This is a genomic window from Pseudomonas sp. Lb2C2 (assembly GCF_052112205.1).
Lineage (GTDB): Bacteria > Pseudomonadota > Gammaproteobacteria > Pseudomonadales > Pseudomonadaceae > Aquipseudomonas > Aquipseudomonas kilonensis.
Map to the genome: position 1 here is coordinate 132097 of NZ_JAUTYW010000001.1, position 11807 is coordinate 143903.

The following is an 11807-nucleotide window of genomic DNA, read 5'->3' on the forward strand; positions in this document are numbered from 1 at the left end:
ATGCTCAAGCGACAGCGACGACGTCGAGAATCCGCTGCACGACCCGGTCCTGGTCGATGCCGGCGGCCTCGGCTTCGAACGACAGAATGATGCGATGGCGCAGCACGTCGAACAGCACGGCCTGGATATCTTCCGGGCTGACAAAGTCGCGTCCGGCCAGCCAGGCGTGGGCACGGGCGCAGCGGTCCAGGGCGATGGAGCCCCGTGGGCTGGCGCCGTAGGCGATCCACTCGGCCATTTCCGGGTCGAACTTGGCCGGGTTACGGGTGGCCATGATCAGTTGCACCAGGTATTCCTCCACGGCGTCGGCCATGTACAACCCGAGGATTTCCTTGCGTGCGGAGAAGATCGCCTGCTGGCTCACGCGGCGTTCGGGCTTGGTCTCGCCGTTGAGCGCTTCACCCCGGGCCTGCTGGAGGATGCGGCGTTCCACCGCAGCATCGGGAAAGCCGATCTTGACGTGCATCAGGAAACGGTCGAGCTGGGCTTCGGGCAGCGGGTAGGTGCCTTCCTGCTCGATCGGGTTTTGCGTGGCCATCACCAGGAACAGCGGCGACAGTTCATAGGTGCTGCGTCCGACGCTGACCTGGCGCTCGGCCATGGCTTCGAGCAAGGCCGACTGGACCTTGGCTGGGGCGCGGTTGATTTCGTCCGCCAGCACCAGGTTATGGAAAATCGGCCCTTGCTGGAACACGAAACTGCCGGTTTCCGGACGGTAGATTTCCGTACCGGTGATGTCGGCGGGCAGCAGGTCGGGGGTGAACTGGATGCGATGGAATTGCGCTTCGACGCCTTCGGCCAGTTCCTTGATGGCCTTGGTCTTGGCCAGCCCCGGCGCGCCTTCCACCAGCATGTGGCCGTCGGCAAGCAGGGCGATGAGCAGGCGCTCGATGAGTTTTTCCTGGCCGAGAATCTGCGTTGAAAGAAAGGTTCGCAGCGCCAGCAGCGCTTCACGATGTTCCATCGGTGACTGTTCCTGGAAAGGGTGGCCCCAGGCGTTCGGATAACGCCGGGGCTGGGGGCGTTACTTTAATGCATGGCGGGGGGTGGCGACTAACGGGATTTTGATCGGCCGTGTGAATTGTGATCGGCTTGGAAACATTGTGGGGTGGGTTTGCTTGCCATGAATCCCACCCGGACAGGCGCACTTACCCCGTGGCGAGGGAGCTTGCTCCCGCTTGAGTGCAAAGCGCTCACAAAATGAAGGGGTGTTTATCCGGACGTAGGAGTGCTCTGGAACAGGCTACGTGGTCTTGCGCCATTGCCTACGACTGCGCCAGAATCCGCCGGCTTGTGCGCTTGGGAGGCAGGTTCTATCGTTTCCGGGTCGCTGATGAATCAGCGATCGGGTTTGGTAGCCCGGTTTTCTGGCGCAGGTGCAGCCTGATATAGGGGGCTTTTCGTCCTCTGTTTTATGGTGGTCATGCGCAGGGCGTCCTTGGACGCGCCGGGTTGCCAGGTAACCGGTCTACCAACCTTCGTATGGCCACCTCCCCTTCGTTTGGTAGCGAGAGAGATGGCTCCAATTTTCTAATCTGGAGTTTCATCTATGTTCAAAGTAACCCCCAACCCACCGAACACCGATTCGTCCTCACCGCGCCCAAAAACCAAGTCCCAAAAACACGACGAAGTCACCGACCGAGTCCTCGACCATTACCTAAACCCCAAACCGGACAAACCCGAAGCAGAACCTGCCCCCGGCCAACTCTTCACCGTCAACAAAGACATCGACACCGAAAGCTTGCTTGCCTACCTCAGCGAAACCCTGGCTTCAGCCAATGCCATGGCCAATGACCTGGCTTTCGACCTGGACGGTTCACGCCGGCATTTCCTCCTGGGCATTCAGCAACTGATCGAACTGGGCAGCCTGCTGGCGAACCGTGCACTGGACAACATCGAAACCCGTCAGCCGACATAACCCCGTGGCGAGGGAGCTTGCTCCCGCTGGGCTGCGCAGCAGCCCCAAACCGAGCCGGCGCGGTTCCCCATACACACCGCGCCCGCCGGGCCTGCGACTGCTACGCAGCCGAACGGGAGCAAGCTCCTATCAAACAAAACGCAAGCATTTGATTTTCTATAACAAATTCTAGGTCAAGGCTGCACGGTAGCGAGAAGGTTCAATTTCCACTGAAAATGTGGTTGCCCAGAATCTATGGCCAACTATCAGACCGCCTTCGCGAGCAGGCTCGCTCCCACAATTGGACCGGAGTACGACCGGAAGAGCCAGGTCGGCTATGAGGCCGCCTCGCGACGGACGTTGATCTCGGCGCCCCGTTAACCACGATGGCCGAACGCAGGCATTGTGGAGTGGGCATCCCGGCATGGATGCCGGGATAGCCGCGCTGGGCCATGGATGGCCCTTCGCGGCGGCCCACGGAGCAATGCCTGCGTTCGGGCACACCGAGCCTAAGCGAGGTGCCGAGTGGTGGGGCATATAGCGTTTTGCTTACTTTTGCGCTTTTCAAAAGTGAGCCGCCGTCAGGGCGGAACCCTAAGCCGCCGTTACCGCAGCAATGGATATGTACTCGGCCATAATCCTGGCCAGCTGTCAGACTGACTTCGCGAGCAAGCTCCTACCCAAAAACTCAGGTATCTGATCTTCTAAATAGACTCCAAGGCGCAGGTTACACGGTGGCGAAAGCTCCTATCTTAGGCCGAATAATTGTTTGCTGCGCGACAGCGCGGCGTCGAAGACGCGGCGGGGGCTCCCTCGCCACAAGGGACTTGTGTCATTCCTTAAATTCTGGGCAAACGGCAAAACCTTGGGAGCGAGCCTGCTCCGGCGGCGATCCGACGATGACGGCAGCAGATCCAGCACTATATTTCGCTAGTTCTGCGTCCGAATCTCATCCACCAGAAGCTTGACTGCTGGCCTGTCGACCAGCTCCCGCCACGGACCATCGTCTACGATTGCCCCGTCATGCATCACAATGACCCGGTCAAACCGATGCAGGTGGTCAACGTCATGGGTGACACATATCAACCCCTGCCCGGCAAAAACGTCGAATAACAGGTCCCAAAGAGGCGTGGTCAGCCTAGGTTCGATGGATGCGCTTGGCTCGTCGAACATATTGAATTTCCCGGGCTTGTTGATCAGGCGCAGCAGTGATAGGCGTTTGGCTTCGCCTCCGGAGATATTCGATGCATTTTCGCTGACCTGCCGTGTTGTCACGATCTCATCCAGTTCCAATTGCCGTATGGCTCTAGACAAAATCGGCGATGCGCAGCCTCCGAACAGAACCGATTGTTCAAAAGAGCCTTCCAGAAACCGCGGTTGTTGGGGGCAATATCTCAAGGCGTCCAAGTGAGCTTGACCGGACAAAAGTGAGACCGGTACCGAGTCGATACTCAGTTGGTCTCGCTCTGAGGCATTAAGCCCGGCGAGGACTTCCAGAAAAGTGGTTTTGCCTGCGCCGCTAGGCCCCGTAACGGCCACTGACTGCCCTTGAGCAAATGCCAGGGGGCGCTTGATCGACAGGCGAAGCGGTCCCGTTCCTGCGACTTCGCAGGGGCCGAGTTCCAGAACTGAGGACCGCTGGAAATCAACCCAGGCCAGCCGATTGCTGCGATCGAAATCCGGAAGTGATAGCAGACCCTGAAATTGACGCTGGTCTGCAAGGAACTGATCAAGAACACGATACCCTTCAGTCAAGGTTGAAATACTGAGCAGATAACTCCCCGCGATTGAAAAAATGGCAACCAGCTGCCCGACACTGATACTGGGATGCCCCGAAAGCTGGTCCAGGACGCCCCAATAGAGCAATCCCCCAGTGGAAAGGCTTACGAACAGTATCTTGGCGGCGCTCAGCAGGCCGCCAGAGGATGCCGTAGTCACAGCAGCGTCGGCATAACGTCCGAACGCCGCGTTCAACGGGTGCAGGGCAGTGGGTATGGCACTTTCCAGTTTTATGGTTTTTCCCGCGTTGAGGGTGTTGTAGAGGTGGGCACTTAACTCATCTTCCTGCTCATTGACTGCATCAATGTGCCTTCTCCGCCATTTGATAATTTGATGGGTAACAGCCAGATAGATAATTCCGAACGCCGTCATGCTCAAAAAAATTTCACTGTCCCCTATGTAAATAAAAGCAGCCCCAACAATTATGAATTCCAAGAGTACGGGAAGTGCGATGGTCACAATGAAAGTGAGTAGTTGTTCGTGCGCAGTAATTCCGCGCTCGACCGATTTTATGAAATGGCCGATTCTCCAAGAGTTGAATAACGAAAACTCTTTGCCTATGAGTTCGGTGATCCACTCAATGGAAGCCTTCATGATAATACTCTGTACCAGCTTGGACAGCGCATGGAGCTGCAGAGGAGTGATGATGGCATGAATGCATCCCGCGACAATCAGGCCTGTCGTCAGTGCGAGCAGGGTGCTGGATGCTGGGTTTCTGTCGCCTTGCAGGGTGTCGATGATGGTTCCGAGTAACAGTGGAGGGGCAAGTGTGATGAGCTTGAGTGCGATGATTGTGACTATCGTCATTGCTAGAAGTTTGGTGTGTTTTTTATAGGCGTTTTTTATCATTGCCCGGATGCTATGCATGTACTCGCTCCTGGTTGCTTTGTGTTCGATAATTCAACCGCGTAACACGTACTGTGGTACCACCAAACGACCGTTTCTAATGATATTGAATCGCTCAAGTCCTGGAATATAAATTTGAGTGACGATGCTGTTGCTTGAAAAGCGGGCTACGGTTCGGCGGAATATTTTCATTCCTGTGTTTGATAGGTTTTTTTGCAGTTTTTCCAGTTGTGCGGAAACTGTCGTGGAGTTGATATGTGCAGGGGCGTCAATTGTAGGAAGTGTCGCTGTTGTGACGGGTGCGAAGTCAATCAAGTGTTTCAGGCGTCTTGATTTAGATAGTAGATCAAAAGTTTCTCTATCTATAGATTCTTCAGCGGCATCGTATAAGTCCTCGGACTGGAATTGTTCAGTAACTGCCCTTTGGATTGCAGTATGGATCTCAAGCGAGCATCCGGAGCCAATGGGTGAAAGATGGTGAGCTCCAGGGCCCGCTTTGGGAAAAGCCACTGCAAAGTAAACTGACAGCACATCCTTGATAATGATCACTTGCAGTCTGTTCGCTGACGCCAAGGCAGCGGGGTGGCTCCTCAGCGCTGTTCGAAGCAACGCCGCAGAAGGTGTGTATAGTTCCATTGCCGGACCGAGGCCACAGACAGCCATGTAGAAAAGAGAGAGGATATGCCTTTCGATTGTTTCGTGGGCACCATGTAACAGTGCTTCGTTCTCTGTGCAGCCAAAAGCAATTCCTGAGTTTGATGAGTAGCGAGATAAAAAGCGCAGTGCAGAATTCGAATCTTCGTGGATGTTTTGCGTCGTTTCAGGGCGTAGAAGGACGCACGGAGCGAATAGCTCTTCATTGTTATTGAGCGAGGTAAGCCTGAAACATTCGATTAATTTTTCGGTGTAAGGCAGGCTGGTAAAAATCCCATCTTCTGTAACTGCTTTTTGAGTAGCTATCTTGTCGGAGCGGTATCGTATGGGAGCATCAGCAAGAGGCTGGAACGTGCTGAAGTGTTCAATGCTTTCTGCCAGTGCGCCTATTAGTGAGTCTGGTCCCTTGCCAGCCCCCGATTCAACGAGGTTGTCGTTGCCATCAAATAATTCGGCCGTCGCTACTAGCTTGGATGGTGTCGTATACCGTGTTACTGCACTGAGGTCCAGTGTGTGGAGCGTAGACATGATATTGAATAGCGCTTCGGTGGGTGATAGTTCTCGTTCTGACATATGGATCTCCGTTAAAGGATGCCGAAAGGAGATCCTTTCGGCATCTGTTCGCCGATATTTAATCGGTCACTGGCTTAATTGGTCAGCGACGCAAAAAAATCGGCTTCCGTTGCGAGGAGGTCTTTAGAAAGGCCTAATGCCTGCGGCAGGCCAAAAAAGGTATGATTTATTTCAGAGCGTTTCCTACCCATGTCGATTTACTCCAATGTAGTTAATGGGCGTCGCGACGCGAGCGTCCAACTTGCGTTTGTTCGCAAGTGATTAATTAATAACATTGGGGTGAGGTGAAGGCTATTGCGCGACTTCCGAGGCTGACGTAGGTTCGTTCTTGCCGTTGAGTAGGAGGGGGGTGTAGGAATGTAGCTGCTCTGTTGAAAGTGTGGTTTCTCTCTACTGTTTTCGTCGTTTGGGATGTTTATATTATTTTAGGAAAGGAACAAAAGGGTAATCTGGCAAGGTTACAGCGGTGTTCTAAGGCGGGCGTGCTCGGAAAGGCTGTGTTGCATGCACATCTAGATGAACACCGTTGCCATCGCGACCCTGCTTGCGATGGCATATTCGAAGGTGGCAATAGGTCAGCCTACCCACGCCCCCGCATTCACCAGATTCACCGGCCGCTCCCCCGCCAATGCAATCAGCAAATTGTCCACGGCACAACGCGCCATCGCTTCCCGTGTCTCGTAGGTGGCCGAGCCCATGTGCGGCGTCGCGACCACGTTGTCCATCTGCAATAGCGGCGAATCCGCACTCAAGGGTTCGCGCTCGAACACATCCAGCCCCGCGCCTCGGATCTGCTTGTTGCGCAGGGCGTCGATCAGTGCGGCTTCATCCACCACTTTTCCCCGGGAGATATTGATGAAGATGCTCTCGGGACGCATCTGCGCGAACGCTTGTGCATCGATCAGTCCTTGGGTCTCAGCGGTCAAAGGCAGGGTCAGGCAAATGAAGTCCGCCTGCTGCAACAGTGTGTCGAGGCTGCAATAGCGCGCGCCGAACCGCTGCTCGACCGCGGGCTTGGGCGATTGGCTGTGGTAGAGCACCGGCATGCCGAAGCCGAAGTGCCCGCGCTGGGCCAAGGCTTCGCCAATGCGGCCCATGCCGATGATGCCCAGGGTCTTGCCATGGACGTCGGTGCCGAAATGCCGCGGGCCGATGCTCTGTTGCCATCCGCCTGCGCGAACCAGGTTGGCCAGTTCCACCACGCGTCGGGCGGTCGCCAGGATCAGGGCGAACCCAGTGTCGGCGGTGGTTTCGGTCAGCACGTCCGGGGTGTTGCTGAGCAGGATCCGGCGTTCGGTCAGGTAGTCGATGTCGTAGTTGTCGACCCCCACCGAGACGCTGGCGATGGCTTGTAGGTTCGGCGCCAGGTCCAGCAGTGCCGCATCCAGCTTGAGGCTGGCGCCGAGCAGGCCGTGGGCGGCGGGGAGGGCATCGCGCAGTTGCGCCAGGCCCTGGGCGTCGAGGCGCTCGATGAGCGTGACGTGGGCCTGGTTTTGCAGACGGGCCATCAATTGAGGGGACAGCGCTTTGTACAACACCACGTGTTTTTTCATGGGATGGGCCTCGATTCAGGAACGGGCGGGCGCCGGGTGTGGCGTCGCGGTATTGGAGACTTCCCGGTCGCTGGCGCCGGGCTTGAGGGCGAGGGTCAGTACCACCGACAGCAGCAACGCGCCGCTCATCAGCAGGAAGGACATGCCGGGGGAGCCGGTGGTGCCGTTGAGGTAGCCCACCAGGTACGAGCCGCCGAACGACCCCAGCGCGCCCATGCTGTTGATCAACGCCATGGCGCCGCCGGCGACGTTGGCTGGGAGGATTTCCGGAACGATGGCAAAGAACGGACCGTACGGGGCGTACATGCAAGCGCCGGCGACCACCAGCAAACCATAGGACCACCAGAAATGCTCGGCCCCCAGCAGGTAGGAGGCGTAGAACGCGACGGAGGCGATCAGCAGAGGCGGCCAGACAAAACGCTTGCGCTTCTGCGCCTTGTCCGACGCCCAGGACACCACCAGCATGCCGATCACCGCCGCCAGGTAAGGCAAGGACGATAACCACCCGGCCTCGACCATGTTCATCTGCAGGCCGGCCTTGAGGATCGACGGCAACCACAGCACGAACCCGTAGACCCCGATGCTCCAGCAGAAAAACTGCAGCGCCAGGATGATTACCTTGGGCGAGCGAAAGGCCTCGGCGTAGTTCTTCACTGCCTTGATGCCGACCTGTTCGGCCGCCAAGGCGCTTTCCAGATCGTGTTTCTCCTGGTCGCTGAGCCACTTGGCCTGGGCCGGGCGATCATCGGCCAGGCGCCACCAGACAAAGGCCCAGAGCACCGCCGGCAGGCCTTCGATGATGAACATCCAGCGCCAGTCGAACTGCTGCACCAGGTAACCCGACACCACCGACATCCAGAGCATGGTCACCGGGTTGCCAAGGATCAGGAAGGTATTGGCACGCGAGCGTTCGGCCCGGGTGAACCAGTGGCACAGGTACACCAGCATCGCCGGCATCACGGCGGCCTCGACCACCCCGAGCATGAAGCGGATCACGATCAACCAGTAGGCATTGGAGACCACGCCCGTCAGGGTGGCCAGCGAGCCCCAGAGGATCAGGCTGACGAAGATCAGTTTCTTCACGCTGTGCTTTTGCGCGTAGATCGCCCCCGGTACCTGGAAGAAAAAGTAGCCGAGGAAGAACAGTGCGCCGAGCAGAGATGAGAGCCCCGGAGTGATCATCAGGTCTTCGGCCATGCCCGAGGCGGCGGCAAATCCATAGTTGGCCCGGTCCAGGTAGGCCAGGCTGTAGGTGATGAACACGATGGGCATGATGTACCACCAGCGGCGGGTGGCGAGGTTGAGCGTTTGCATGTCGTTGACTCCTGAGCTTGTTGTTTTTGTTGCAGCAGGTGCGTTTTGTGGTGGCTCTATCGCGAGCAAGCTCGCTCCCACAGGGGTTAACTCGATCCCCTGTGGGAGCGAGCTTGCTCGCGATGGGCGGTTTCAAATTCAGCCAATAACTCAAGGCGGGTCGGCAACCCTTCCATGTCCCCACGGCTCTGCACTGCGCGGCTGCCGATCCAGTTGGCGCGCTGCACGGCTTCGGTGATGGCGCGGCCTTCGAGCAACGCACTGATCAGGCCGACGGCGAAGCCATCGCCGGCGCCCACGGTGTCCACCACCCGGGCCACCGGCATGCCGGCGATAACGCCCTGGTCCAGATGCGTGCGGTAATAGGCGCCGTCCGCGCCGAGCTTGATCACGACGATTTCGGCGCCTTGGTCCAGGTAGAACGCGGCGATGTCGGCCGGGTCGTCGAAACCGGTCAGCAAGCGACCTTCGCCGAGCCCTGGCAGGACCCAGTGGGCGAGGGCTGCGAGGCGATTGATTTGCGTAATCATCGTCGACTCGCTGGTCCACAGGCTTGGCCTCAGGTTGGGGTCGAACGACAGGCTGCGGCCGGCCTCGCGCATACGGCTCATCAATTCAAAAGACATCTCACGGGCCGTGACCGACAGCGCCGGGACGATGCCGGTGGCATGCAAGTGACGGGCTTCAAGCAGCGCTGGCGCGATGGAATCGATCGACAGATGACTGGCCGCCGAGCCACGACGGAAATACTCGACTTGCGGGTCGCTGCCATCGTCGGTACGGGACTTGAACTGAAATCCGGTGGGGTGCGTTGGATCGACAGCCACGTGACGACAATCCAGGCCTTCGTTTTCCAGCGTCTGCACGACGAAGCGTCCCAGGGAGTCGGCGCCGACCCGGCTCAGCCACGCCACCTTGACGCCCAGCCGCGACAGGCCGATGGCCACGTTGCTGTCGGCCCCGGCGATGCGCTTGTGGAACCGGTCGACGCTGGCCAGGTCACCGCGCTGGTCAGCCACCAGCATCGCCATGGTTTCGCCGAACGACAACACATCGAACTCAGGCATGGGCAGGCTCCCGGCGCGATTGTCCGAGACGGGACAGCGTGGCGACATGTTCAGTGGTCAATTGCAGCAAGTCTTCGCCTTGTAGCGGGTATTCGGCGGCGCGCATCACACCGACGGGCATGTGCTTGAGCAGTTGCTCCCACAGGTGCAGGTCGGTCATGGCCGGAGGCACGGCGACCAGTTTGCCGTCGGCGCGCTGGGCCACTGCTTTGCAATGCACGTAAGCCACATACCGTCCGAGCTGCCGGGCGGCGACGGCGGCCGATTGGTCCTGCCATTGCCAGTTGCCGATGTCGAAGGTCATGCCGACGGGTAATGCGTGCGCTTCTGCTGCGGTGAAGAAACGTTGCAACGGTTCGATCCGTCCGCCTTGCAAGGTCTGGTCGTTTTCCACCAGCAACTGCACCAGGCTTGCGCCGAGCACATCCGCCAGCGCCGACAGATCATGGGAGTCGGTGAAATGCCCGAGGGAGACTTTCAGCCATGCCGAGCCGAATGCCTCGGACCGTTGCAGGGTCAGCGCCAGGGCCGGGTTAGGCCTGGACTGCCCGACGAGCCACAGCTCCAGTGGCGACGAGAAAATACTTTGCAGCCCCTGGGCGCGAGCGCGAGCGGCCAGCTCGGCGGGCTGTTCGGTGGTGAGCAATTCTTCGCGCCATTCAATGCGCGAGGCGCCGGCGGCTGCCAGCAGATCGATGAAACTGCCTTGGCCTTGTTGCCGTACCAGGTCGGCGCCGTAGCTGGAAAGACTGATGGAGACGGGAGGGTTGTGCATTGTTTTTATACCTCTGAAACCGGTTTCAGTTTTGTGCAAAAAAAGTGGTGTGCTTCAGGGCCTCATCGCGAGCAAGCTCGCTCCCACAGGGATTTCGAGTACGATGCAGATCCATTGTGGGAGCGAGCTTGCTCGCGATAAGGTCGGCCCGATCATCGAGAAACCCCACGTGTCGACCCACGCTCAATCAACCGCGCCGCAAAATCCAGGGTCCGCACCGGCCCGCTGTCCCCGCGCAAACGCTTGAGCAGACATTCGAACGCACTGGCGCCGATCTCGGCCGTCGGTTGGGCCAGGGCGGTGATGCCACTGCCCACCAAGGGGTACCAATCCAGGTCGTCGAGGGCAATCAGGCCCACGTCGTCGAACAAGTGACAACCGAGCTCGCGCAACACCGTCGTGGCGGCCAGCGCGGCAATGCCATTGGCACAGAACAGCGCCTTGGGGCCTTGCCCCGGTTGGGCCAGGAAAGCCTTGATGCGCGCGCTCAATTGGTCGCAGGTTTCCAACACGGCGCCGGTCAGGGCAGGGCGTCGCATGATGCCAGCCTTGAAACTCTCGACCCGTTCGATTCGTGAACTGGTGCCGTCGAACGGTTCAGTCACCAGCAACAGATCGCGGTAGCCCCGTTGTTCGAGGTGATCGAGGGCCATCTCGACGGCCTTTGGGTTGTCCAGCCCGACCAGGTCGCTGTCGAGTTGATCGACCTTGCGATCCACCAGCACCAAGGGCATTTCGCTGCGCAGTTCAAACAGTTCGTCGCGGTGATGACCCAGGGTGTTCACGATCAACCCTTCGATGTTGTAGGCGCGCAACAGCGCCAGGTGCTGGCGCTCCTGCTCGTCATCACGGTCGGTGTTGCACACCACCAGGCTGTAGCCATGGCGACGACAGGCGGTTTCCACGCCATGCATCACGGCAATCGAATAAGGGTTGCGGATATCGGCCACCAGCATGCCGATCAGGCGTGTGCGCCCGCGCTTGAGGCCGCGGGCCATCTGGTTCGGCCGGTAGCCCAGCTCGCTGATGGCTTGCTCGATACGCCGGGCAATGGCCTCGGAGAGCAGGGCGCGGTCTTCGCCAATGAAGCGCGAGACACTGGCCTTGGAGACCCCGGCGCGTTCGGCGACGTCAAGCATGGTCACGCGGCTGCGCTGGGCGGCGGAGAAAGAATTCACGGATTGAAACCTGCTTATTGGATTTATTAGCGGTTCTGAAACCGGTTTCAGGAAACACCAGAACCCAATCGGACGTCAAGGGCGACGTGTCAGAGGTACGACCGACGGTGGTTCACTTCAGGCGGACAATGGCGACGATCCAGGCAGGTCTGCAGGCCGAAGTAACAGAAC

The 11807-nt window shown here is 58.6% G+C and carries 9 protein-coding genes; 1 reads left to right on the forward strand and 8 read right to left on the reverse strand.

Annotated features, from left to right (window positions below; translation table 11 throughout):
- Positions 1-4: 4 nt before the first annotated feature.
- On the reverse strand, positions 5-964 hold the full coding sequence (locus Q7F16_RS00565) for an AAA family ATPase (RefSeq protein ID WP_003202654.1): 960 nt from the start codon (positions 962-964) through the stop codon (positions 5-7).
- A 585-nt stretch (positions 965-1549) separates the two neighbouring features.
- On the opposite strand from Q7F16_RS00565, the gene Q7F16_RS00570 reads away from it, so the two are divergent.
- Entirely contained in the window at positions 1550-1918 is a 369-nt protein-coding gene (locus Q7F16_RS00570) for a DUF6124 family protein (RefSeq protein WP_079305541.1), read from the forward strand.
- Positions 1919-2827: 909 nt separating this feature from the next.
- On the opposite strand, the gene Q7F16_RS00575 is transcribed toward Q7F16_RS00570, so the two are convergent.
- The 7 genes from Q7F16_RS00575 to Q7F16_RS00605 all read right to left on the reverse strand — a co-directional run bounded on the left by Q7F16_RS00575 (position 2828) and on the right by Q7F16_RS00605 (position 11636).
- A complete protein-coding gene (locus Q7F16_RS00575; protein ID WP_046062754.1) occupies positions 2828-4543 on the reverse strand; it encodes an ATP-binding cassette domain-containing protein in 1716 nt (571 codons plus the stop codon).
- A gap of 33 nt (positions 4544-4576) precedes the next feature.
- A complete protein-coding gene (locus Q7F16_RS00580) occupies positions 4577-5749 on the reverse strand; it encodes a YcaO-like family protein (protein ID WP_235399587.1) in 1173 nt (390 codons plus the stop codon).
- Between the two features lie 575 nt (positions 5750-6324).
- Entirely contained in the window at positions 6325-7302 is a 978-nt protein-coding gene (locus tag Q7F16_RS00585; RefSeq protein ID WP_046062753.1) for a 2-hydroxyacid dehydrogenase, read from the reverse strand.
- 15 nt (positions 7303-7317) lie between these two features.
- The gene (locus tag Q7F16_RS00590; RefSeq protein ID WP_046062752.1) at positions 7318-8616 is read right to left on the reverse strand and encodes an MFS transporter; all 1299 of its coding nucleotides are present in this window, start codon (positions 8614-8616) and stop codon (positions 7318-7320) included.
- Between the two features lie 86 nt (positions 8617-8702).
- Complete coding sequence (locus tag Q7F16_RS00595) at positions 8703-9683, reverse strand: sugar kinase (RefSeq protein ID WP_046062751.1); 981 nt, start codon at positions 9681-9683, stop codon at positions 8703-8705.
- On the reverse strand, positions 9676-10458 hold the full coding sequence (locus Q7F16_RS00600) for a sugar phosphate isomerase/epimerase family protein (RefSeq protein ID WP_046062750.1): 783 nt from the start codon (positions 10456-10458) through the stop codon (positions 9676-9678). The genes Q7F16_RS00595 and Q7F16_RS00600 overlap by 8 nt, the downstream gene beginning before the upstream one ends.
- Positions 10459-10610: 152 nt before the next feature.
- The gene (locus Q7F16_RS00605) at positions 10611-11636 is read right to left on the reverse strand and encodes a LacI family DNA-binding transcriptional regulator (RefSeq protein ID WP_014339088.1); all 1026 of its coding nucleotides are present in this window, start codon (positions 11634-11636) and stop codon (positions 10611-10613) included.
- Positions 11637-11807 lie beyond the last annotated feature (171 nt).